Raw genomic sequence first — 22551 nt, forward strand, 5'->3', positions numbered from 1 at the left:
TAAGCTGAAATTTGTTAAATTTGTCAATTGATTCATTAAGCATTTGATGTAAAATATAAGTAGAAAAGAGGCTAATAGTCCTTTGAAGATGTATTAACCGGAGAGTTCCTGCCGTTTAAGTGGAAGGTTTAACAACCGGAGAGTTCCTGCCGTTTAAGTGGAAGGCTTAACAACAATGGAAGCATCTTAACGGATGCTTCTATTTCTTTAGGGAGATTTATGAAATTATATAGTATTTCTGATGAGTACATAAAGTACCTGCGTGGGAAGTTTCCTCGTGTCTATTCGAATAAGGAAGATGTAAGAACCCATACCAGAAAGTATCTTGGTGTAGTTCTTACCATTGGTGATCACAATTATTATATTCCGCTGTCCTCTCCAAAGGACAAACATGACTATATCGTGGTTGATGGGAAAAAGACAATTCGAAAGGATTCCCTTATTGTAATGAGGATAGTGTCCAAATCTGGAGATGCGGAGGAACTGAAAGGCACTCTTCAGATAGGAACGATGATTCCCGTACCGGATTCCGAGATAGAGCTGTATGATGTTGAGGGGGAAAAGGATCAGGCATATAAGGATCTTGTTTTAGAGGAGCTTATCTATATTCGTAAGAATGAGGACAAGATAATCAAAAATGCCAGGATCTTATACAGCAAGAAAAAGGCAGATGATAAGAACAACAAAGTAGTTGCCAACTGCCTGGACTTTATCGCTGCGGAAGCCGAGTGCGATAAATGGATAGATGATCATAAACCTGTAAGTGACCTAAACTAATAAGTTAAGCGTATTACATGGAAGGAGATGCCTTGATGCGATGTATTTATCATTCAACTCAGGGTAGGGAAAAATTATGACCAATAAAAACTATTATGAGAGTGATTTGAGAAATATACTAACTGATAAAGAAGTTCAATTATATATTGATGAGTTGAAATGTCGAAAACACACATCGATTAACTAATGATATGGTGATGGAAAAAGTTATGAATCTCATTGATATAGAAGAATTTGCCAGAATAATTCTGAAACCTCAATATTCATTGTATTCAATTAATAATTGGACAAGAACAAGAGGCAGAGATGATTATTTTGTTTTTGAATGAATACAAATTTTCGGAGAATGTGTGACATATGGATAATAAACAGATGCCAATTGGCATAGAGGATTATAAAAAGCTTATAGAAGGAAATTATTATTTCATAGATAAAACGGGCTTTATCATGTCACTTATAGATGGACACTCTGATGTGACTCTGATTACGAGGCCGCGGAGATTTGGTAAGACGCTTACTATGAGTATGCTCAAATACTTTTATGCTAATGATGATGTGGCAGAAAACAGAAAACTATTTGAAAAGTGTGATATAGGACTGTCTGATAATAAAAAGTATATGACAGAACAGGGAAAATATCCGGTTTTGTTTTTGACGTTCAAGGATATAAAAGCGGATAATTTCGATAGTATGAAAAAGCAGTTTGCTATGATAATTAGTGATATCTATGGGCGAAATAGAGATATCATGTCAGTATTGGCTGATGATGAAAAGGAGTATTATAACAAAGCACTCAGGTATGAGCTGTCTGATGAAGAACTACGCTTTTCATTAAAGCGAATGACGGAGTATCTGTATAAATATAATAAAGAGAAGGTAGTTATCCTGATAGATGAATATGATACTCCTATTCAATGTGCTTATGATGCCAGAGAAAAATATTATCATGAGGCGATAGATTTTGTAAAGGGATTATTGGGGGCAGTATTAAAAACTAATGATCGAATGAACTTTGCAATTTTGACAGGGGTGCTGCGGATAGCTAAAGAGAGTATTTTTAGTGATTTAAATAATCTTGATGTGTGCTCTGTGCTTTCTGACAAATATAGTGATGTATTTGGATTTAATGGAAAAGATATAGATAAAATACTTTATGATTATGGATTAACAGATAAAAAAGAGGAAGTAATCGAATGGTATGATGGGTATCGTTTCGGTTCAGAAAATATCTATAATCCCTGGTCCGTCATTAAGTATATTGATAATCATTGTAAGGTGCAGGCATATTGGACAAATACCGGATCATACTCTATTCTTTCTGAAAGTCTGGGGAATGAAGGTTTTTCCATGGAAACATCTATGGAGAAGTTGTTAAATGGAGATCCTGTTTCAGCATGGATTGATGAAGGAATTATCTATGATGAAATTGGCCAAAGCAATAATAAATTATTCACGATGCTTCTAACTACAGGATACTTAACTCCATTTGGAAACGATGGTAGCGAACAGGATGAGTGTCAATTAAGAATTCCTAATAAAGAGGTAGCAAGCATTTTTAAACGTGATGTTCTGGAGAGAATGTCAGGAAACAGATCTTCTGTAATAGAAAATGCGCTAATAGAGAAATTGCTTAAGGGAGATGCCGGGGAGCTGGAGCGTGCACTTTCTGATTTCATACTTAATTATGTCAGTTATTTTGATGTTAGTACAGAAGGTTTTTATCATGGCATGATGCTTGGCATTCTTGTGTGTATTTTTGATACTCACAAGGTGAAATCTAACAAAGAAAGTGGCTATGGAAGATTTGATATAGCCCTTTACCCTAAAAGGCCGGATGGTGTAGGCGTAATTCTGGAATTCAAGAGTAGTAGTTCGGAAAAAGATCTGGAAAAAGATGCCAGAGAAGCATTAAAGCAGATAGATGATAAGAAATATGAGACAGAATTAAGGCAGGCGAACGTTAATACGATTTATAAATATGGGATATCTTTTTGTGGAAAAATGATTCGGGTAGAGTAGATGCAAATGTTTTAATATTAAAATGCAAACCCAAAGCATAGTGCTTTCTACACTATCAATCAGAGGAGTCGGTTTTATATCGGCTCCTCTTTTTAGGTGAATCAGACTTCAAAAAATACAGCCTCGCTCTTCCGCCCTCTTAGACCCTGCTTTACTTGTTCTAATTCGGTGAAAACCGAGTCGGAGACAGCCGAATTAACTTTACAAGCAGTACATAGTTTATTATAATAAATTTAGTTCGGTTTGCACCGAGTCGGAAGGAGTCGAATAAAATGAAATTTCTGGGAAGAAAAAAAGAAATCGAACGCATTAAGAATGAGATAACAGCAGATGAGATGCGGACAGTACTGATTTATGGGCGAAGAAGAGTAGGGAAGAGTGCTCTTGCAAAGAGGGTAATTGAGGAATCTGATTCCAAGTGTATTTACTATGAATGTAAGCAAGTTACTGAAGAAAGTAATGTTGCAAGTATCTGTGATGTGTTATCTGAAATGCTTGATATGCCAAAGCTTGGATATACTTCTTTTGAAGAACTGATGGATTATATTTTCAGGCTTTCAAAGGATGACAAAATCACATTTGTAATAGATGAGTATCCATATCTCCGTGAATGCGTGAAAGGACTTGATAGCATTTTGCAATCACTTATAGATAAATATAAAGATTCTACTAATCTAACACTTATCATACTTGGGTCCTATGTAGACGTCATGAAATCACTTCTTGAAAAATCTAATCCATTATATGGCAGAGTTGATCTGACTATAGATCTTAAACAGATGGATTATTATGAATCAGCTTTGTTTTATCCGAACTTGTCTGATGAGGATAAGGTCAGGATTTATTCTGTTTTTGGTGGGATACCATATTACAACAGACTTGTTGATGATAGAAAGACGGTAAAAGAAAATATTATCGATCTCATAGCTTCATCCGGAGCCAGGCTTGAAAATGAAGTGCCGATGTATTTAAAGTCGGAGATTTCAAAAATAGTAAACGCTAATGAGGTCTTTAAAGCATTAGCCAGTGGCTTTTCAAAATATAGTGATATTCTTTCTCAGTCAAATGTATCAAGTGCGCCAACTCTCGTAGATGTATTAGAAAAACTTATAAAAATGGAGGTTGTGGAAAAGAAGGCACCCATTAATGATGAGAACAATAAGAAAAAAGCCGGTTATTATATCTGTGATAATCTATCAAGATTTTACTTCAGATATATATTCAATCACCTATCCCAGCTTACAATTATGGATCCGGAAGTTTTTTATGATAAATATATAGACAAGGATTTTGAAGAACAATATGTACCGGGAAGATTTGAAGAAATATGCAGACAATATCTTATCAAGCAGAACAGGCTCGGGTATATTGATCCGGTGATTGAGAAAATTGGAAAATATTATTATGATGATCCTAAAAGGCACATAAATGGAGAGTTTGATGTTGTGACCTTGGACGAAAAGGGATATGTATTTTACGAAGTAAAATTTAGAAAGAAAAAGACTTCAAAGGAAGTGATAGAAAAAGAAATCAGTCAGGTTAAAGAAACCGGGCTAAACTGCTACAAATATGTGTTCTTTTCACGGTCAGGATTTAATTATGAAGAATCTGAAGAAGTAGGACATATTGAATTAAAGGATTTATACCTCTACCAGTAAGATGTATGAGAAAACATACACATAGTGATTTACACCCTATCAATCAGAGGAGTCGGTTTTATACCGGCTCCTCTTTTTGGGTGCCTGTGTTTATGTAATGTAAAACTTATGGATAATTATTGTATTTACAGTAAAGATATATTGGTGAAAAATATATTCCTAAAAAACACGATGGCAAAGAGGAGAGAGTATGCAAGGTAGAATTGAAGCCGAGATGAAGCTTAAAGAAAAAATAAATAGAAAACTCGAATATGAGCCTGTATTTCTAAAGCAGTATATATATTTTCTGTCAGATTATTCATGGGTAACTAAGAATAATTATACAACTGATATACTGGCTTTTTTTAAATGGCTCAAGGAATATAGAGAAGCTGACGAGATAACATTGGATATATTAAATGAATTACTTCCGCTGGATATCAATGCATATTTATCGGAGATTAAATATATAAAGGAAGAAGATGGTACGATCAGAGATAGCTCTTCTGCCAGACAGACTAGGGCGTGGTCTGCATTAAATTCATTTTTCAATTTTCTTTCCATAAATGGATTCATAAAAGATAACATCGTTATGAAAACCAGTCGCCCTAAAAACAGAGATGTAGCCTCTAACAAGTATCTTACTCAGAAACAGATGAAGCAGCTTATGAAAATAGTTGAGAAGAATAGTGGAGGCAGTTTCACTCAAAGAAGTAAGAAAGTCAGAGACATTCTTCTAATGAAAATATTCCTTACAACGGGTATAAGGGTAGAGCCATTAAGAGAAATCAATGTTGAAGACATAGATTTTAAAAATAAAACTGTAATTACTGTCAATAAAGGACATAAGACTAAAGGCTTTGAATTGGTAGATTCTGTAATGGATACACTTAATGAATGGATACCTATAAGAGCACAGATAATGGGAGTAGATGTTGAAGGACAGACAGGTGCGTTATTTGTTTCTAATATACAGACAAGACTCAGTTACTGGTCAATAAATAATACAGTTAAGTATTATACTTCTCAAGTAGGAATTGAAGGTGGCTTTTCATGTCATAAGCTAAGACACAGTTATGGAACTGCTATATACATGATGACAAAAGACATCGAATATACAAAAGAAAAGTTAGGACATGAAAGTATATCCACTACTCAGAGATATATTAATGAAATAGATAAGAATCTGGATGTAGTGGTTAACAATAAACTGAATGCGATTATCGGTTAATAGTATATTTTATAATTTTTTAATTGTTTTTTTGATTAATAATTGTATCATTAAGATAAGAGAACATTCCATTAATAGGTATGTGTAAGGTGTCGTGACAAGTTTTTGCAAAAAGGGCCACTTTGATCAGTGGTCTTTTTTGTTGCCATCTTGTACTATAGTAGAGTATGTTTATCTGTTCTGATGGAGAAAGGTAGCTAATATGTCTATACTTGTTGAATTGTTTTTGACCTTCGTAAAGATTGGATTGTTTACGTTCGGAGGGGGTTATGCAATGCTCTCAATTGTTGAGAGTATCTGTGTTGAGAAGAAAAACTGGATTACCCATGATGAAATGATGAATATTACAGTCATCGCTGAGTCAACACCGGGACCGATAGCGATCAATCTCGCTACATTTGTCGGTTACAAAAAGGGCAGGATGCCCGGAGCCATGCTGGCGACGTTTGGAGTAGTGTTGCCTTCCTTTATTATAATATTTGCAATATCATCATTTCTTGAGAGCTTTTTGGAAATTGCCTGGATTGCCCACGCATTTTGGGGTATCAAGATGGCGGTAGGAATACTGATACTTGATGCGGCGCTTAAGATGATTAAGAAGATGCCCAAAAAGCCTTTACAGGTTGGGATTCTCATTGCCACTTTTGTTGTTATAATGCTTGTTAATGTTTTAAAGCTTCATCTGTCATCAATAGTGGTTATGCTGGTTGCGGCACTTATTAGCCTTGCCTTCTTTTCTATTGAAAAATTCAGGAAAAACGAGGAGGAGCAGGGATGATCTACCTTGATTTACTTATAGGATTTTTGGAAGTCGGACTGTTCTCATTTGGAGGCGCGTATGCAGCGATTCCTCTTATCAGAGATGTTGTGATAGCACGTGGCTGGATGGATGATGAGATGCTTTCTTATATGATAGCTGTCAGCGAGAGCACGCCAGGTCCGATAATGGTGAACCTTGCCACATACATAGGAAGTAGTAAAGGTGGATTCCTCGGGGCTGTTATTGCAACGACAGCTGTTGTGCTTCCGGCTTTTTTTATCATACTGACCATAATGGTGATTGCGAAGAATCTTCTGAAGAATCCATGGTTTCAGGCAACATTACAAGGTCTTAAGTCATGCGTTATTGGTGTCATTTTGGCAACCGGAGTGTATATGATTCTTGGCAACTGCGCTATGAAAAATGAAAGCCGTATTGATATTATTGCTATTATCGTAAACTGTGTCCTTGCAGCTTTTTACTTTGGTATGAGAAGAGTGAGAAAAAACGGAATCTCACCCATTGGGCTTATATGTATAGCTGCTGTAGTCGGAGTGGCAATACATGGAATATGAGTAAGAAATGTGTCATTCCCAGGCTGCATATTTGTGCTTATCAAGTACCAGGAATCTGTCTTTATATACTTTAAGCGGTACTACAGTGTTGATGGGATAAGGCTTTTTTACGCCCTTAAGCTGATACATTATAAAACGCTTGCCCTGACTTGTGGTGACTAAAAGTTTGCATACCTGTCCGGGAATATCATTATATAGAACAGTATCGTCAGCATAACCATACACTCTTCCTTCAATTTCTTTTCCAAACAGGACTACGCTTAAATACATCAGGATATTCCTTAAAACAATCAATAATGATACAACTCCGATGATGGCAAACGGGATACAAATTATCTTCACCATGAATCCCACGCCATCAATTGTTGAGAACACTATAGGAAAAAGGAAACCAAAAAATCCAAAAGCTACTGCAAAAATCATGGGAAACACAATACCCCAAAAATCCGGTTGAGCCTCTTTGCAGTTAAGTTCCGGATATTCCATAGGAGCTGATGCTGTGTTCAATCCGGTGGGCTTTCCACAGTAAGGGCAAATTTCAGTTCTTACAGGGGCTCCGCAAAAACTGCAGGTTGCCTCTGCCTGACTACGATTTTGAATCAGTCCGTTATTACCAGATGTATTTTTATTGCCTCTTTTAAATTCCTTTTTGTAAGACATACTTATGCTTTTTTTTGCTGTCATGTTTTTCACCTCTGTGTCAATAAATTCTATAGCGAATACCATAGCTTCACTGCAAAATAGGATAGCACTGACAAAATAACGGTGTCAATTTGACAAGCGTGTAGGGTAATCGCTTAATGTTTTTTAGAAGTGTAATCGTAATACTTGTTATCAGTATATCATTGGTATATAATTATATATCATTGATACATTTGGGAGAGAAACTAATGGTACAAACGTCAAAAATTAACGCTAACGGAATAGAAATAGGGGTTATTGGAGGTACTGAGCCTGATAATAGCTACATAAGCCTTACAGATATAGCAAAATACAAGAATTCCGAAGATCCCAGGATGGTTATTACTAACTGGATGAGCTCGTATTCAACAATCGATTTTCTTGCAGTCTGGGAAGAAATTCATAATTCGGATGATTTTAACCGATTGGAATTCCAATCGGTTAGAAATGAACGCGGCAGACTTATAATGACTCCGAAGCAGTGGATTGAAAGAATGCAGGCTAAGGGGATAATATCAAAAGCCGGCAAATATGGAGGAACGTATGCTCACTCAGATATTGCTTTTGAGTTTGCATCATGGATTTCTCCAGAGTTTAAGCTTTATATAATCAAGGATTACCAGCGACTGAAAAAGGATGAGGCTGAGAGAAAAGCTATTGGATGGGATGAAAAAAGAGCTCTTTCAAAGCTGAATTATCACATTCACACAGATGCTGTTCAGACATACCTTATTACTGATGAATTAACAAATGAAGAAAAGACATACAAATTTGCAAATGAGGCTGATCTTTTGAATGTTGCTCTCTTTGGAAAACGTGCAAGAGATTGGCGAAAAGCTCATCCTGAAGAAGCAAAAAGAGGTGAGAATATAAGAGATTATGCGTCTGCCGAAGAACTCATAGTTCTGATCAATCTTGAAAACTTTAATGCAGAATGGATTTCACAAGGATTATCGCAGCAGGAACGTTTACAAAAACTGCGTTCTGTGGCATATAAACAGACGGAAATTCTCAAAAATAATGCTGCAAAAAGAAAACTGGGTGCCACAAATCCCAAACTTTTGAAAGGCGGAGACAAAGATGCTAATTAAAGAATTGAGAAAAATCACAGGATTATCACAGGCTGCATTCGCCAAAAAGTTCCACATCCCAGTAGGAACATTATCCCACTGGGAGCAAGGGGTAAGAACTCCCCCTGATTATGTTGTATACATGCTCTCACGAATCATATATATGGAACGTGAGCAATATCAAAAATAGAAGGAATGAATAATAGAAAAGGCAGGTGTTTTATGAAAAAAACAGTACTTATAGCAATGTCATTGGTGTTTGCAATTGGAATGACAGCTTGTGGAAACAAAAGTGTGGATGAAACAACAATAATAAGTGGTGAAGATAAGTCGACAATTGTAGAAGAACCGGCTGTAGAACAATCAGCTGCAGAACAACCAGCTACTGACGCTAAGGAGAGCGACGCTGATTCACATTTTCTGGAGTATTTAAAGGGCAATGAAAAGGATGCAAATGGAGAGACATTTTGGGCTGTTGGAGAACCTGACATGGAGTATGCTCTCTATGATATGAATGGCGATGGCGTAAATGAGCTGTTAGTCCGCTCTTTTGGCTATTGGATATATGATATCATCGAGTATAAGGATAATAAAATTCAGACAGCAAATGTGGAAAATCTTGGATCTTCAGGCGTCACATTTATAAATGACAAGAACCAGTTTGTCAGCGGTGATACAGGACATGAAGGACGAAAAATATATGCTGTATCTGAAATTGATAAGCAAGGTGATAGCAAGATTGTTATGGCATTTGTGAACTACTATGATGAATGGGCAGCTTCAGGTTCACCTGAGTTTTATAAAATGGAGAATCCATCACAGGATTATCTCGAAAATATAGATAAATTTGATTCTATCTCAGAGGAAGATTTCAATGCTCTCGTAGATGAATATTCCAAAGAAAACACTTCAATTGTATGGATAGCCCTGGAAGCGAATGAACAGCAGGACAATGCTGAATAACGAGAAGGGTAAGAGATATGACGCTAAATCAGCTGGAATGGTCACAAAAAAGGGATGAACTGGTATCTGCGATAAAAGCATTGGGTTTTCCTGTGGAGCTTGGTGAGCAGATCGCCAGACAGCTTGGAAGTCCGAAAGCAATGGACAGGATGCTTGCTTATCTGATCAATGTGAAACCAAGAACCGCGGAGCTTGTTGTTGATGAGATGCTTGCTATATGCAGTGATATTGATGCATGGCATAGTAAAAAGGCTGCAGAAGAAGCTAACGCAAGGTACAACGAAATGTTGTACTACGGACTTGGCACAGATGATGATTAAGTATCGGGATATAGCAGATGCCGGATACAAAATCGCATTAACGGAAGAATAAGGTATGCAATTTTACTGTAAAGGGGGTATATTATCCGGCTTTTTCGCGGTAGAATGGCATCATAAAGAAACTTAAATGCATTTGTTTGATGAAAGAGGGTATAAATTATGAGTGAAAAGAAACTTTATAAGAGTCATGATAAAAAGGTGTGTGGTGTATGCGGTGGTATAGCTGAGTATTTTGGTGTTGACCCCACTCTGGTTCGTATCGGTTTTGGATTGGCGATATTTTTCACAGGAATCGGCATACCTGCATATATAATTGCTGCACTTGTTATGGACGATGATCCAAGATATATCGAAGACAAATCTCATAATGGAGATGGAGTGGTAGATGGTACTGCCACATATGTAAATGATGAGCCGGTTGGTTATCAGCAGACACAGCAGTATGATACAGACGAACCCGTTGGATTTAAAATCAATGGAGATTAATATAAGCTGTTTTTAAGTTGGCTGCCAGGATGTAATATTCCCGGCAGCTTTGTATTTTGAAGAAAAGTTTCTATGAGGTGTGACCTTTGTGTTGCAGATATTATTTTAGTGACAAAATTGCAAATCAAGTAGAGGATGAATTGCATATTTTAGGAGAAGCATTTATCTCCGGTGCGGGGGATGTCACTCCGGGTATGGTAGCACCCGGGATTATTCATAAAAAGAATAGTGATGCAGATATTGTATTTGCAGATTTATTCTGGGGGATTTCGTCTAAAGATAAAAAGCTTATCATAAATGCCAGGACTGAAACCGTAACGGGAAAACCGATGTTTTCTGAAAGCTTCAGGAATAGAAGATGTATTTTACCTGCAGAGGGATTTTATGAATGGGATGCGGATAAGACGAAGTTCGTATTCACAAGAGCTGATAAGAGAACCATATATCTTGCAGGTTTATATGACAGGAGTGAAAACAGGGATTCTTTCGTCATACTGACAGCTGCGGCGAATGCGTCAATGAAACCTGTTCATGACAGAATGCCTGTCATGGTTGATAAGGAAAAGGTAAGAGATTATCTGAAGGATTCATCAGCTGCTATGGAAATTATAAATGAGCCTATGCCGGAACTTTATAGATACAGTGATTACGAACAGCTTAGTCTGTTTTGACTTGCAGCAGCACCCTGGGCACTTATCGCAGGCTCTGTTGCAGCATTCGGACTTGGCTTTACAGTCAATGCTGACAATTGCTGCATGGCAAATCTATGCAAAATGATGAAAAAGTTCTAAAAGCGCTATTCTTCTTGACCAGGTTATTAGAGGATTTGTATAATTTTAAATAGATTGACAAATAACTAACAATCTTTACGGCGAATACAAACCCGTCAAGGGTATGTAAATATAATACATCCAAGGAGAAGAAGAGTATGAAAGGTTTTGCAATGCTTAAAATCGGCGAAGTCGGCTGGATTGAGAAAGATCGCCCGGTCTGTGGACCTAATGACGCTATCTGTAAGCCGCTGGCTATTGCTATCTGTACCTCCGATGTACATACTGTATGGGAAGGTGCTGTAGGTGATCGTCACAACATGATTCTCGGACATGAGGGTTGCGCTGAAGTCGTAGAGGTTGGATCAGAAGTCAAGGACTTCAAGCCCGGTGACAGGGTCCTTGTTCCTGCAATTACTCCTGACTGGAATTCTCTTGAAGCTCAGAATGGATATTCCATGCACTCCAATGGAATGCTTGCAGGATGGAAATTCTCCAATTTCAAGGATGGTCTTGATGCTGAATTTTTCCATGTTAATGATGCTGATGGAAACCTTGCACACATGCCTGAAGGAATGAGCCTTGAAGATGCTTGCATGCTTTCAGATATGGTACCAACCGGTTTTCATGGCGTTGAACTGGCTGATGTTCAGTTTGGAGACACAGTACTTGTAATCGGCATAGGACCTGTAGGACTTATGTCTGTTGCAGGAACACACATGCGCGGTGCTTCCCGCATTCTTGCTGTAGGTACACGTCCCACTTGTGTAGAGGTGGCTAAAAAGTATGGTGCTGACGAGTTCATAAGCTACAAGAACGGTACTATCGAAGATCAGGTTTTGGAACTCACGGATGGTAAGGGCGTTGACCGTGTTGTTATTGCAGGTGGAACAGTAAAAACCTTCGAGTCTGCCATCAAGTCCCTTAAGCCCGGTGGAAAAATCGGTAATGTTAACTACCTTGGCAGTGGCGACTATATCACTATTCCTCGTGTAGAATGGGGCGTAGGTATGGGACACAAGCAGATTAACGGTGGTCTGATGCCGGGTGGACGTCTCCGTATGGAGAAACTCGGGGCTCTTGTATCATCAGGTAAGCTGGATGTATCTCCGTTGGCTACTCATGTATTCCATGGCTGGGAGCATATTCCGGAGGCATTGCAGCTAATGAAGGATAAGCCTGCTGATCTTATTAAACCAGTTGTTATTTTGGATAATAATCCGTAATAATCAATAACGATACACTTGGGAGCGGTCAGGTATTGGCCGCTCCTTATATCTTATTCAGTCAGAGGTACTATGAATATACTTATTGTGTCCGGCTTTCTTGGTGCCGGCAAAACCACTTTTATTAAGGAACTTATTCGCCGTACAGATACCTGCCCGGTAGTTCTGGAGAATGAGTACGGCGCTGACAATATAGATGCACAGGAACTTAGAAATACCGGCGATACTGCTAAAAAGCCGGAGGTACTGGAATTTATGGAAGGCTGCGTTTGTTGCACCATGAAGGACAGCTTTGTAAATTCTGTACTCACTATATATTCAGGTCTGTCACCGGAATATCTGATTGTAGAACCGACAGGCGTGGGTAAGCTTAGCAACATTATAAGTAATTTGCAGCCCATTCTTCACGGAGATGTGTCTTTACTAAAACCTGTCGTTGTCATTGCGCCCCGAAGTTATGGCAGGAATATGCATGAATGGGGAGAACTGTACAGAGATCAGATTGCAAATGCAGGAACCATAGTTTTTTCAAAGTGTGAAAATGAATCACCACAGATTCTTGAGGAAGCTGCAGCTGCTGTAAGACAGATCAATCCAGCTTCTGATATCATAAGTGAACACTACACGAGGAAAAGTGATGAATGGTGGCGTTCATGTATGTCATTGCCATCACAAACTATTGAGGCCAGGGGGTCAAAGGAAGATAGTCCGGAATTATCACAGCTGACTCTAAATAACGCTCGTCTTAACAATCCGGGACAGCTGATGGCCCTTTTGGAGGACTGCCTTCACGGAGAACTTGGTAGCGTTGTCAGGGCCAAGGGAACTATTCCTGTAGGCGATGAAACGCTGCGGTTTGACCTGGCTGACGGACTCTATTCGATAACCGGTTCTAATGAAAATGTAAATCAATGTGTATTTATCGGACGTAATCTTGATAAGGAAAAACTATGCATGAGACTTGGCGCTTTATTTAATAAAAAGAGCTTGTCTCTGACTCGTGCCTATGTAAGAAGGCAATACTCTTATACTAAAAAAGGCTGATTTTTGTTATAATTTAGATTGGTCGGATGGCAGATATCATTTACCGGCGATAACTTTGACATGCCTGATGTCAGAAGGGAGATTTCAAATGGCTAAGGTTTTATTACTTAATGGAAGTCCTAAGGCAGGCGGCTGCACAGCCACAGCGCTTGATGAGATGGTCGCTGTCTTTAATGAGGAAGGCATAGAGACAGAGGTAATTCATGTTGGAAATAAGGACATACGAGGCTGTGTCTCTTGCGGTTACTGTGAGAAAAATGGTAAGTGCGTTGTAAATGATCTTGTAAATGAAGTTGCAGGAAAATTTGAAGAGGCAGACGGACTTGTTGTTGGAAGCCCTGTTTACTACGGTTCTCCAAACGGCACGATTCTTTCCTTTATGGACAGATTGTTTTACAGCACATCATTTTCCAAGCATATGAAGGTTGGAGCTGCTGTTGTAAGTTGCAGAAGGGGTGGCAATACAGCATCCTTTGATGTTTTAAACAAATACTTTACAATAAGCGGAATGCCGGTGGCTTCAAGTACATATTGGAATCAGGTTCACGGATTTACAGCTGAAGATGTAAAGAAAGATCTTGAAGGGCTTCAGACAATGAGAAACCTTGCAAGGAATATGTCTTTTATGATAAAAGCATTTGCTGAAGCAAAGGAAAAATATGGCCTTCCCGAGGTAGAGAGAGGCTCATTTACAAGTTTTCCTGATGGGAAGTAATTATACTTCAATTATTTCAGGTTTTAGATTATACTGTTATTTCGAGGGGATTTTTAAACGGTTGGAGGATTTTGTAGTATGACAAAAAGAAACATTGGGTGGATTTTGGTTATCATCGGGCTGTTCATGCTTTTCAAGATGGTACGCGTTTCATCATTTGGATTTTACAGGATTGGAAGGATAAGCACTTCTGCTATCGTTCTGGTTCTTCTTATAATTTCAGCAATTTCGGTAGTTGTAAATAAAAACAAATTTACATGGGGATGTCTTGTAATATCATTGTGCCTGCTGGTAGTTGCACTTGTGCTTGGCACAGATCTCTATTTTGCTTACTCAACACTTACTGATATTCTGCTGGTGTTTGTTCCGGTAGTTATAGGAGCAGGCCTTATTATAAAAAGTGCTTTCGAAAAGCATAATAAGAAGGCAAACAAGTACGAGTATTAATATAAAAACAATAAGTGTTTTGCCTGATATTTGGAGGAGAACTATAATGGGTGGATTAGGTATACTTGTAATAATGATAGGAATGATGCTGATTTTACTGGCTGTGCTTGTAATAGCAGCGATTCTTTTGGGAGTGTGCTTTACGGGGCTCGCAGGAGGTGCGATCTTTTGGGCAACCGGTAAACATTTTTCGAAAAATACCGGGAAAAAGGTTGAAAGCCGCATATGTATTGGCATTGGTGTGATCCTTTTTCTTATAGCATGCGGTTCAGCAGGAGTTATTATTAGCTATGCGATAAAGTTTTTTGGGTAAAAGAAATTGGTAAGATATTTCTTATGTCGATAAGACTTCAATGCCTTTGGTTGAGGACGAAAGAAGCTTTGAAGTAAGGTAGACAGTGTTTTTCTTATGAGGGGGAAAAATGAAAAAAGCTTTTTGGTTCAGACTGAGTTTTTGTCTGATTATTCTTGCTACCATCACATACGAGCAGATTTATCGTATTTTGAATATTCCTATTACATGGGATGAAGGCATTACATATGTCTTCTATGTAAACAGGTTTTTCCACAGTGGAGATTTTCTGGGAGGAATCAGAGCCTGTCTTAATGGCGAGATATATTGCGCTGCAAATAATCACTTGCAAAATACTTTTCTTATTGGTATCGCTGAGCTGATAACTCATACCAGATACAATAGTGTCGTTATCAGATTTCCTATTTTCATTTTCTATATCTTTTATATCTATTCATGCTCCAGGCAGTTCATGAAGAAAAATATTTCCTATGTTGCGTTTGTAATGCTTATATGCTGTTCTTATATTAACGAATTTTTTGCTCTGGCAAGAGGCTATGGCTACGCTGTGGCAATGATTGGGATATCACTTTTTGCCTATAAGGAATGGCTGGAAGATGGGAAGAACAGGCATATCATCTGGGCCTTTTATGGGCTTCTTATTGCGGAGCTTGCAAACACAGCAGCGCTTCTTATTACAGCAGCTGTTGCAATGGTTTTCCTTATAAAAATAGTATCAGGGAAAAAGTTCCTCTACTATTGGAAAAAGCTCTGGTTTCCTGCATCGGTTTGGATTCTGATCCAGCTTGCAGTTGTAAAGTATCATTTCCTTGTAACAAAGTATGATCTATCAATAGCAAATGACAGAGAAGGCGGCTTAAAGACGCTTATAGTAAATCTTATTTCAATTCCTCTCACACAGAGAATGGTTCCAAAGCCGCTTCAGTTGTTTTTGGCTTGCCTTGTAATATTAAATGTATATGTGCTGATCAGGAAGAGAAAGGTGATAAACGATTATCCCTTCTCGATGATGATCTTTTCATACGTTTTCATATGTTTCTCAATGGTGGAGAGTTTAAAGCATTTTTCCGACCAGTCCGGTTACCCCACAGGACGAGTTCTGATATTAGTGTATCCGCTCTGTGTCCTTGCCCTTGACGAGCTTTTGAGAAACGGATTGTCCCTATTAAATGAAGGCACTTTACAGAAAATGATTCCGGCCACGTCCCTTGCTGTGGCACTTATTGGTCTTGTCTTCTTTTCAGCAACCACAAATTATAAGCAGACAACTGATTGGCCTGAAGCAGCTATCTGCAAAAAAGCAGCCTATAAGGTTTATAAATCCCATGGCAAAAAAGGCATGGGCTACCTGAAGGACATAAGCTACAACACAGATGCATTTATATACTGGCAGCAGAAAATACTGTATGAAGACGGTTATGATATTTTTAATCCGGGTAGCAAAAACTAAAGTTGACGTGAGAAAACATAAGGCCCACAAGAAGTCATATAAAAAAGGTACTATATAAACTACTACGAGTGTGTGGTAAAGTCAGGGTAGAACTAATTCAACGGCAGTAGAAAGGAGAATGCCATGAAAAATATCAGGTTGGTTTTGCTCGGTGAGCTTTTGCTGTTTATAGGACTTTTTTTATTTAATATCTTATTTGGAGGCTGGGGACTATCTGCTATTTTGTGGTTTTTGGATCTGCCTTCATTTTTGCTTATTTCAATTGTTTTAATTCCGGGTCTGATCATCATGGGGGCATGGAATGATTTCATAAAAGCATTTTCAGTCGGAATTAAGCCATTTAGTCTGCTTCAGCTAAAAAACATAATCGAAGCTGTTGGGGCAGCACAGAAACTTACCATATTTGGTGCACTTTTTGCAATTGTTATATCTACGGTTCTTATGCTTGGAAGATTGGATGATTTTTCCACATTGGGACCAAACATTGCTGTTTGCCTTCTTTCAGGATTCTACGCAGTTATTATTGAGTTTTTGCTTTTGCCGCTTAAGCTTAATGCAGAGCGTAAGATGAATGAAGAAATGGACATAGGTGAATGAATAAAGCAGAGATTACAAAAGAACAATATCTCAAGACAGCTCGGAAATTTGGCTTTACGAGACGTGAGCTGGAACTGGGTTTTTTAAAGGTGTCCGGTTTTTCAAACAGAAGAATAGCTTATATATTTGGTATTTCTGAACAGACCGTTAAAAATCATTTCACTCATATTTATGAGAAGGCATGGGTTCCGGGAAGAAAAGAATTCCGCGAACTATTTTTGCAGGATGACAATTCTCAGCAATAATTTTAGGATGAATAGCAGTATCAAGCTATTCATCCTTTTTTTAATGATAAAAATTCTCAGGTTCATGGCGACTTGGTGTTTTGAGGTGGAATTAGTGATATACTAATCAATTGAGGTTAGCGCTTGCTAACACGAGATCTGCTTATAAATCATGAATGAGGAGGAAAAAATGCAACTCGAACTTCAGAATATTAAGAAGTCTTTTGGTGAAGGCGATAGCCGGATAGAGGTTTTAAAGGACATCAGCCTTGGCATAGAGCAAGGAGAGTTTGTTGTATTGCTTGGGCCTTCAGGCTCGGGAAAATCTACACTCCTAAACATAATAGGGGGAATTGATAATGCCGATTCCGGCAAGATCATAATAAGAGGAAAGAGCATGTCTGACATGGACGAGAAGGCTCTTACATTTTACAGAAGAAATCATCTTGGCTACATCTTTCAGATGTATAATCTGATACCCAACCTTACAGTCAGAGAAAACATTGAGGTAGGTGCGTATCTTTCTAAAACTCCACTTGATATCGATGAGATAATTGAAACCCTGGGACTGACAAAGCATCAACATAAGGTTCCAAGTCAGCTGTCGGGAGGTCAGCAGCAGCGCTGTGCTATAGGAAGAGCCATAGTTAAGAATCCGGACATACTATTGTGTGACGAGCCTACGGGAGCGCTTGACTACAATACATCTAAAGAAATTCTGGCGCTTATAGAAGAGGTAAACAGAAAGTATGGAAATACTGTCATCATGGTTACTCACAATGACGCTATAAAAAATATGGCAGATTTTGTGGTGAAGCTAAGAGATGGTGTGATCAGAAAGAGCTACAAAAATGAGACAAAGATGACAGCTAAAGAGCTGGATTGGTAAAGGGGCTTATTATGAAAAATCCACTTAAGAAAAGGCTCCTTCGCGAACTCAGGGGAGACTTTGGAAAGTATCTTGTAATTTTTATTCTGCTTGTGCTATCAATTGGCTTTGTGTCAGGTTTTCTGGTTGCGGGTGAGAGCATGATCAAGGCGTATAATGACAGCTTTGAAAAGTACAATATAGAGAATGGTAATTTCAGGACAGAGGAAAAACTTACAGACAGGAAAAAGGAAAAGATAGAAGAAAAAGGTGTCTCCATATATGAGAATTTCTACGTGGAGAAGGAGTTTAATAACAACACTAAAATAAGGATATATGCGAATCGTGAGGAGATAGACAAGGTCTGCCTCATGGAGGGACGCTTTCCTGAAAAGAAAAATGAAATAGCTATAGACAGGATGTACGCTGACAACAACAACCTGGCGACTGGGGATGTTCTGACATCTGAAGGCAGGTCATATTCCGTCGTTGGACTTGTGGCATTATCCGACTATAGTGCGCTCTTTTATAGTAATAACGATATGATGTTTGACGCATCTGCCTTCGGAGTTGCGGTTGTAACAAAAGAGCAGTTTGAAGAATATGGAAGTGAAGGGCTTAAATACAACTATTCATTTTTATATGACAAAGAGCCGGTAGATGACATCGAGGAAAAAGAGGTTTCGGATGAGTTGATGGAATCCATAATCAAAAATGCCACTCTGGAGAACTTCATTCCAAGATATTTAAACCAGGCTATTAAATTTACAGGTGATGATATTGGAAGTGACAAGGCAATGATGGAAGTACTTCTGTGCATTATAATCATTATCGTGGCCTTTGTATTTGGAATAACCATAAACAATACGATCCACAGGGAATCCTGTGTTATTGGAACCCTCAGGGCTTCAGGTTATACCATAAATGAGCTGATAAGGCACTATATGGCAATGCCGCTTATTGTTACGATAATATCAGCAATCATTGGAAATATACTTGGATATACATTTTTCAAAAATATGTGTGTAGATATGTACTACGGAAGCTATTCTCTTCCAACCTATGTGACTGTGTGGAGCGCAGATGCATTCTTAAAGACAACCATTGTTCCGTTTATTATCATGCTGGTTGTGACCTATTTTATCCTTAGGAGGAAGCTGTCACTTAAACCGCTTTTCCTTATAAGACGCAATCTCTCCGGAGAAAGGCAGAAGCCTGCTGTAAAGCTAAGCAATACCATTAAATTTTTTAATAGATTCAGGATTCGTATACTGATTCAGAACAAAAGCAGTTACATAATTTTGTTTATGGGTCTTCTTTTTGCCAATGTCCTTCTTTTCTTTGGGATGATGCTGCCGCCACTTTTGGTGCATTATCAGGGAATTGTTACTGATACGATGCTTGCTAAGCACACATATCTTCTGCAGATACCGGCAGCGGCAGCAGATGATGACGATGAGCTGTCAGCTACATTTTCTTATATCTTTTTGTTAGGAAAAATAAACACCAATAATCCGGGAGCCGAGAAGTTTTCGGCCTGCAGTCTTAAGACAATTGGCGAAGACGGAGCAAGAGTTGAGGATGTGACACTCTATGGAATACAGGATAACAGCAGATATATAGCGGCTGATTTTGATGATAAAACTGTACTTATATCCTCGGCATATGCGGATAAGTATGGTTATGGAAAGGATACGGTCATAACATTAAAGGAGCCCTACGAGGAAAAATATTACGGATTTAAAGTCACGGGAACCTATGACTATGATGGTGGAATTGCGGTGTTTATGAGTAAAAAGCACCTTAATGAAGTAATGGGATTTGATGAAGACAGTTTTTCGGGGTTCTTTTCGGATACTGAAATTACGGACATTGACAGCAAATATATAGGGACAGTGGTGGATGAGGAATCACTTACAAGGGTGTCAAGGCAGCTCATGATATCTATGGGGAATCTTATGTATCTGGTGGATGGATTCTCTGTGATCATGTTCATTGTTCTGATGTATCTTTTGTCTAAACTCATAATTGAAAGAAATGTCCAGTCCATCTCCATGGCAAAGATTCTGGGCTATTCCAAAAGAGAGATAGCTAAGCTTTACATTATTCCCACTGCTTTAGTAGTTGTGGCTTCTCTGCTTATATCATACCCAATACTGGCTCATGTGATGGTGCTGATATTCAGGGTGATGTTAAAGCAGATGATGAGTGGCTGGATGGTAATCTGGCTCGATCCTAAAGCCTACGTTAAGATGTTCCTGCTGGGAGTAGTGACATATGCTGTGGTTGCGGTAATTGAATACATAAGGATTGGCCGCATACCTATGAGTGAAGCACTTAAGAATGTGGAATAAACAGATATTGTGGTATTATGATATTGCTATAAAAATATCCGAAGTGGAAGGTGATAAAAATGGAAACATGGTTTTATGTTGTTGTAAGTATTGACGGCGACTACGCCAATTTAAAAAGAACAGATATAGAATCTGAGGATCTAAAGCTCGTTGCCAGAGCACTTTTACCTGAAGGAATAGCTGAAGGAACGAAGCTTAAATATGAACTTATGCAGTACTCAATTATATGATGATAGCATTGTAAGGACCTGGAAAAACTGAATTCTTCATCTATATTTTAAAAAAAGAGGAGATAGACAAATGTGAAGGCTGCTAAGCCTGTAAAAATCAGAGCGGATATTATACCGGTGGCTTTTTCTTTGATGGTTACCACATCTATGTAGCGGTTATTAAAACGAACAGTGTCTATTACTTTTGGTGAAGATTTCCCAATGAAAACTTTTTTTGCAGAACAATCATTACGCATAGTCTCTCCCTCCCATAAAAACGATAAATGGTAATCAAAATTACAACATTTAGTGGTTTTAGAAGATTATAACTACAATATATAAAATAAATATAAACTCAGTAAAAAAATATTATTAAAAAAATTTGGAAGAAAAGATTGATAATATATTAAAAAAGCGTAAAAAAAAACATTTCATATTGAATACAATATTTTGATGCATCTATAATAATGGTATGAATTATCGTTTGCCCATAAGAATATTATCAGGGAGGTAATTATGCCCAATAAACAAATTTTAGTTGTCGATGACGATGAAATAATTCTCATGACCATTGAAAGGATTTTATCAGATCAGTACACGGTTATATGTGCATCATCCGGTCAGCAGGCAATAGATTTATATGAGGAGCATCGTCCGGACATAATATTATGCGATTATCTCATGCCTGAAATGACAGGCTTCCAAATGATGGATATTCTGCATGAGCGGTATGGCAGAAATATTTTTGTTATTTTCATGACCGGTAATGAGCAGGATGAGACAGAACTTGAGGTGTACAAGCATGGTGCACTTGAGTTTATCAGAAAGCCCATAAAGGCTGCAGAACTTCAAAAGTATATTGCCTCTGCGATAGAGAGGGTTAATTCGTTTAAGACTTTTCAATAAAGGCTGACAACATAGTAATGACAAGGTGGAATCTTTGATTGATAGAGGTTCCACCTTATTTTAATGAAAATATTTTTTTAATGTGCTTAAAACAACAATCTTCAAATGAGAGTAATAAAGGGGTATACTAAAAATTACAGAAGATTCTTGGTTGGAGGCAGACATGATAGACAAGATAGAATTATTTACACAAAACAGCATAAGAATCAATGGCGATTCATCGACTATATATGTTGATCCGTTTCGGATAAAGGAGGAGACGCATGATGCTGACTATGTGCTTATAACGCACCAGCACTATGATCATTTTTCTCCTGAAGACATTCGCAAGGTGATTAAGAATACAACAATTGTTGTTGCTCCCGAGAGTATGATCGATGATGCCATGGAGCTTCAACGTGAAGTAAAGGCAGTTGTTGGAGTTAAACCCGGCGTTTACCGCGAAATAGACGGGCTTGAGCTTGAGACAATTCCTGCATATAACACAATAAAGCCATTTCACCCGAAAAGAGCAGAGTGGGTGGGATATATCTTAAGACTTGAGGGGAAGCGCATATACATCGCCGGTGACACTGGAGCCACCAGGGAAGCCAAGAAGGTAAAATGCGACATAGCAATGGTACCTGTTGGTGGAACATATACCATGGATACCAAGAGAGCAGCGGAGCTTATAAATATTATCAGACCGGAGTATGCTATACCCACACACTATGGCAGTGTGGTCGGTAAAAAGACGGACGGTCAGACATTTGCAGCTTTGGTCAAATCTCCGGTTAAGGTAGTTGAGAAGATGCAATATTTTGAGTAAAAAAGTTTTCTGATGATGTATTAGTAGCCAAATAAGAAAAATAACCCTTTGAATTTTGCGACTATTATGGTGTATTTGAAGGTATTTTCGGATTATATTCG

The 22551-nt window shown here is 38.2% G+C and carries 27 protein-coding genes; 25 read left to right on the forward strand and 2 right to left on the reverse strand.

Annotation, left to right across the window (positions count from 1 at the left end):
• The first annotated feature begins 219 nt into the window (after positions 1-219).
• From ACHCNF_RS12725 to ACHCNF_RS12750, 6 genes are all read left to right on the forward strand, one after another.
• Entirely contained in the window at positions 220-777 is a 558-nt protein-coding gene (locus tag ACHCNF_RS12725; RefSeq protein ID WP_408070152.1) for a type III toxin-antitoxin system ToxN/AbiQ family toxin, read from the forward strand.
• Positions 778-1134: 357 nt separating this feature from the next.
• Entirely contained in the window at positions 1135-2796 is a 1662-nt protein-coding gene (locus tag ACHCNF_RS12730) for an AAA family ATPase (protein WP_408070153.1), read from the forward strand.
• A gap of 272 nt (positions 2797-3068) precedes the next feature.
• A complete protein-coding gene (locus ACHCNF_RS12735; protein ID WP_408070154.1) occupies positions 3069-4454 on the forward strand; it encodes an ATP-binding protein in 1386 nt (461 codons plus the stop codon).
• 190 nt (positions 4455-4644) lie between these two features.
• Positions 4645-5664 carry a tyrosine-type recombinase/integrase gene (locus ACHCNF_RS12740; RefSeq protein WP_408070155.1) on the forward strand — a complete coding sequence of 340 codons (1020 nt, stop codon included), beginning with the start codon at positions 4645-4647 and terminating at the stop codon, positions 5662-5664.
• Between the two features lie 202 nt (positions 5665-5866).
• A complete protein-coding gene (locus ACHCNF_RS12745) occupies positions 5867-6442 on the forward strand; it encodes a chromate transporter (RefSeq protein WP_408070156.1) in 576 nt (191 codons plus the stop codon).
• Positions 6439-6999: a chromate transporter gene (locus ACHCNF_RS12750; RefSeq protein ID WP_408070157.1), complete on the forward strand. Its 561-nt coding sequence runs from the start codon at positions 6439-6441 to the stop codon at positions 6997-6999. The genes ACHCNF_RS12745 and ACHCNF_RS12750 overlap by 4 nt, the downstream gene beginning before the upstream one ends.
• A 12-nt stretch (positions 7000-7011) precedes the next feature.
• On the opposite strand, the gene ACHCNF_RS12755 is transcribed toward ACHCNF_RS12750, so the two are convergent.
• On the reverse strand, positions 7012-7683 hold the full coding sequence (locus ACHCNF_RS12755; protein WP_408070158.1) for a hypothetical protein: 672 nt from the start codon (positions 7681-7683) through the stop codon (positions 7012-7014).
• Between the two features lie 206 nt (positions 7684-7889).
• Here ACHCNF_RS12755 and ACHCNF_RS12760 point away from each other — a divergent pair, with 206 nt between their 5' ends.
• From ACHCNF_RS12760 to ACHCNF_RS12840, 17 genes are all read left to right on the forward strand, one after another.
• Entirely contained in the window at positions 7890-8771 is an 882-nt protein-coding gene (locus ACHCNF_RS12760; RefSeq protein ID WP_408070159.1) for a KilA-N domain-containing protein, read from the forward strand.
• Positions 8761-8940, forward strand: a complete 180-nt coding sequence (locus ACHCNF_RS12765) for a helix-turn-helix domain-containing protein (RefSeq protein WP_044916930.1) — start codon at positions 8761-8763, stop codon at positions 8938-8940. Before ACHCNF_RS12760 ends, ACHCNF_RS12765 begins: the two co-directional genes overlap by 11 nt.
• Positions 8941-8972: 32 nt before the next feature.
• Positions 8973-9713, forward strand: a complete 741-nt coding sequence (locus tag ACHCNF_RS12770; protein WP_408070160.1) for a hypothetical protein — start codon at positions 8973-8975, stop codon at positions 9711-9713.
• Between the two features lie 17 nt (positions 9714-9730).
• Entirely contained in the window at positions 9731-10033 is a 303-nt protein-coding gene (locus ACHCNF_RS12775; RefSeq protein ID WP_408070161.1) for a hypothetical protein, read from the forward strand.
• A gap of 159 nt (positions 10034-10192) precedes the next feature.
• Entirely contained in the window at positions 10193-10519 is a 327-nt protein-coding gene (locus ACHCNF_RS12780; protein ID WP_408070162.1) for a PspC domain-containing protein, read from the forward strand.
• 86 nt (positions 10520-10605) lie between these two features.
• Positions 10606-11190 carry an SOS response-associated peptidase gene (locus ACHCNF_RS12785; RefSeq protein ID WP_408070163.1) on the forward strand — a complete coding sequence of 195 codons (585 nt, stop codon included), beginning with the start codon at positions 10606-10608 and terminating at the stop codon, positions 11188-11190.
• Between the two features lie 257 nt (positions 11191-11447).
• Complete coding sequence (locus tag ACHCNF_RS12790; RefSeq protein ID WP_408070164.1) at positions 11448-12515, forward strand: NAD(P)-dependent alcohol dehydrogenase; 1068 nt, start codon at positions 11448-11450, stop codon at positions 12513-12515.
• Between the two features lie 72 nt (positions 12516-12587).
• Positions 12588-13559, forward strand: coding sequence for a CobW family GTP-binding protein (locus ACHCNF_RS12795; protein ID WP_408070165.1), 972 nt, complete (start codon positions 12588-12590; stop codon positions 13557-13559).
• Between the two features lie 88 nt (positions 13560-13647).
• Positions 13648-14274, forward strand: coding sequence for a flavodoxin family protein (locus tag ACHCNF_RS12800; protein WP_408070166.1), 627 nt, complete (start codon positions 13648-13650; stop codon positions 14272-14274).
• Between the two features lie 78 nt (positions 14275-14352).
• Positions 14353-14721 carry a hypothetical protein gene (locus ACHCNF_RS12805; protein WP_408070167.1) on the forward strand — a complete coding sequence of 123 codons (369 nt, stop codon included), beginning with the start codon at positions 14353-14355 and terminating at the stop codon, positions 14719-14721.
• A gap of 46 nt (positions 14722-14767) precedes the next feature.
• Entirely contained in the window at positions 14768-15034 is a 267-nt protein-coding gene (locus ACHCNF_RS12810; RefSeq protein WP_408070168.1) for a hypothetical protein, read from the forward strand.
• A gap of 109 nt (positions 15035-15143) precedes the next feature.
• Positions 15144-16484, forward strand: coding sequence for a hypothetical protein (locus ACHCNF_RS12815; protein ID WP_408070169.1), 1341 nt, complete (start codon positions 15144-15146; stop codon positions 16482-16484).
• A gap of 123 nt (positions 16485-16607) precedes the next feature.
• Positions 16608-17081 carry a hypothetical protein gene (locus tag ACHCNF_RS12820; protein ID WP_408070170.1) on the forward strand — a complete coding sequence of 158 codons (474 nt, stop codon included), beginning with the start codon at positions 16608-16610 and terminating at the stop codon, positions 17079-17081.
• Positions 17078-17326 carry a helix-turn-helix transcriptional regulator gene (locus ACHCNF_RS12825; protein WP_408070171.1) on the forward strand — a complete coding sequence of 83 codons (249 nt, stop codon included), beginning with the start codon at positions 17078-17080 and terminating at the stop codon, positions 17324-17326. The genes ACHCNF_RS12820 and ACHCNF_RS12825 overlap by 4 nt, the downstream gene beginning before the upstream one ends.
• A gap of 169 nt (positions 17327-17495) precedes the next feature.
• A complete protein-coding gene (locus tag ACHCNF_RS12830; RefSeq protein ID WP_408070172.1) occupies positions 17496-18194 on the forward strand; it encodes an ABC transporter ATP-binding protein in 699 nt (232 codons plus the stop codon).
• Positions 18195-18205: 11 nt separating this feature from the next.
• On the forward strand, positions 18206-20527 hold the full coding sequence (locus ACHCNF_RS12835) for an ABC transporter permease (protein WP_408070173.1): 2322 nt from the start codon (positions 18206-18208) through the stop codon (positions 20525-20527).
• Positions 20528-20586: 59 nt separating this feature from the next.
• Complete coding sequence (locus tag ACHCNF_RS12840) at positions 20587-20757, forward strand: chorismate--pyruvate lyase (RefSeq protein WP_408070174.1); 171 nt, start codon at positions 20587-20589, stop codon at positions 20755-20757.
• A gap of 47 nt (positions 20758-20804) precedes the next feature.
• On the opposite strand, the gene ACHCNF_RS12845 is transcribed toward ACHCNF_RS12840, so the two are convergent.
• Positions 20805-20993 carry a hypothetical protein gene (locus ACHCNF_RS12845; protein ID WP_408070175.1) on the reverse strand — a complete coding sequence of 63 codons (189 nt, stop codon included), beginning with the start codon at positions 20991-20993 and terminating at the stop codon, positions 20805-20807.
• A gap of 259 nt (positions 20994-21252) precedes the next feature.
• On the opposite strand from ACHCNF_RS12845, the gene ACHCNF_RS12850 reads away from it, so the two are divergent.
• Both ACHCNF_RS12850 and ACHCNF_RS12855 read left to right on the forward strand, forming a co-directional pair.
• Positions 21253-21642, forward strand: coding sequence for a response regulator (locus tag ACHCNF_RS12850; RefSeq protein ID WP_408070176.1), 390 nt, complete (start codon positions 21253-21255; stop codon positions 21640-21642).
• 163 nt (positions 21643-21805) lie between these two features.
• Positions 21806-22450 (forward strand): MBL fold metallo-hydrolase, encoded by a 645-nt coding sequence (locus tag ACHCNF_RS12855; RefSeq protein ID WP_408070177.1) that lies wholly within the window; start codon positions 21806-21808, stop codon positions 22448-22450.
• The last annotated feature ends 101 nt before the right edge of the window (positions 22451-22551 follow it).

This window comes from Butyrivibrio sp. NATIVEDY162 (assembly GCF_045999815.1).
Classification (GTDB): Bacteria; Bacillota; Clostridia; order Lachnospirales; family Lachnospiraceae; genus Butyrivibrio.

Coding starts and splice junctions, on each gene's coding strand:
- ACHCNF_RS12725 (WP_408070152.1), top strand. CDS start 220: ATGAAATTATATAGTATTTCTGATGAGTACATAAAGTACCTGCGTGGG.
- ACHCNF_RS12730 (WP_408070153.1), top strand. CDS start 1,135: ATGGATAATAAACAGATGCCAATTGGCATAGAGGATTATAAAAAGCTT.
- ACHCNF_RS12735 (WP_408070154.1), top strand. CDS start 3,069: ATGAAATTTCTGGGAAGAAAAAAAGAAATCGAACGCATTAAGAATGAG.
- ACHCNF_RS12740 (WP_408070155.1), top strand. CDS start 4,645: ATGCAAGGTAGAATTGAAGCCGAGATGAAGCTTAAAGAAAAAATAAAT.
- ACHCNF_RS12745 (WP_408070156.1), top strand. CDS start 5,867: ATGTCTATACTTGTTGAATTGTTTTTGACCTTCGTAAAGATTGGATTG.
- ACHCNF_RS12750 (WP_408070157.1), top strand. CDS start 6,439: ATGATCTACCTTGATTTACTTATAGGATTTTTGGAAGTCGGACTGTTC.
- ACHCNF_RS12755 (WP_408070158.1), bottom strand. CDS start 7,683: ATGACAGCAAAAAAAAGCATAAGTATGTCTTACAAAAAGGAATTTAAA.
- ACHCNF_RS12760 (WP_408070159.1), top strand. CDS start 7,890: ATGGTACAAACGTCAAAAATTAACGCTAACGGAATAGAAATAGGGGTT.
- ACHCNF_RS12765 (WP_044916930.1), top strand. CDS start 8,761: ATGCTAATTAAAGAATTGAGAAAAATCACAGGATTATCACAGGCTGCA.
- ACHCNF_RS12770 (WP_408070160.1), top strand. CDS start 8,973: ATGAAAAAAACAGTACTTATAGCAATGTCATTGGTGTTTGCAATTGGA.
- ACHCNF_RS12775 (WP_408070161.1), top strand. CDS start 9,731: ATGACGCTAAATCAGCTGGAATGGTCACAAAAAAGGGATGAACTGGTA.
- ACHCNF_RS12780 (WP_408070162.1), top strand. CDS start 10,193: ATGAGTGAAAAGAAACTTTATAAGAGTCATGATAAAAAGGTGTGTGGT.
- ACHCNF_RS12790 (WP_408070164.1), top strand. CDS start 11,448: ATGAAAGGTTTTGCAATGCTTAAAATCGGCGAAGTCGGCTGGATTGAG.
- ACHCNF_RS12795 (WP_408070165.1), top strand. CDS start 12,588: ATGAATATACTTATTGTGTCCGGCTTTCTTGGTGCCGGCAAAACCACT.
- ACHCNF_RS12800 (WP_408070166.1), top strand. CDS start 13,648: ATGGCTAAGGTTTTATTACTTAATGGAAGTCCTAAGGCAGGCGGCTGC.
- ACHCNF_RS12805 (WP_408070167.1), top strand. CDS start 14,353: ATGACAAAAAGAAACATTGGGTGGATTTTGGTTATCATCGGGCTGTTC.
- ACHCNF_RS12810 (WP_408070168.1), top strand. CDS start 14,768: ATGGGTGGATTAGGTATACTTGTAATAATGATAGGAATGATGCTGATT.
- ACHCNF_RS12815 (WP_408070169.1), top strand. CDS start 15,144: ATGAAAAAAGCTTTTTGGTTCAGACTGAGTTTTTGTCTGATTATTCTT.
- ACHCNF_RS12820 (WP_408070170.1), top strand. CDS start 16,608: ATGAAAAATATCAGGTTGGTTTTGCTCGGTGAGCTTTTGCTGTTTATA.
- ACHCNF_RS12825 (WP_408070171.1), top strand. CDS start 17,078: ATGAATAAAGCAGAGATTACAAAAGAACAATATCTCAAGACAGCTCGG.
- ACHCNF_RS12830 (WP_408070172.1), top strand. CDS start 17,496: ATGCAACTCGAACTTCAGAATATTAAGAAGTCTTTTGGTGAAGGCGAT.
- ACHCNF_RS12835 (WP_408070173.1), top strand. CDS start 18,206: ATGAAAAATCCACTTAAGAAAAGGCTCCTTCGCGAACTCAGGGGAGAC.
- ACHCNF_RS12840 (WP_408070174.1), top strand. CDS start 20,587: ATGGAAACATGGTTTTATGTTGTTGTAAGTATTGACGGCGACTACGCC.
- ACHCNF_RS12845 (WP_408070175.1), bottom strand. CDS start 20,993: ATGCGTAATGATTGTTCTGCAAAAAAAGTTTTCATTGGGAAATCTTCA.
- ACHCNF_RS12850 (WP_408070176.1), top strand. CDS start 21,253: ATGCCCAATAAACAAATTTTAGTTGTCGATGACGATGAAATAATTCTC.
- ACHCNF_RS12855 (WP_408070177.1), top strand. CDS start 21,806: ATGATAGACAAGATAGAATTATTTACACAAAACAGCATAAGAATCAAT.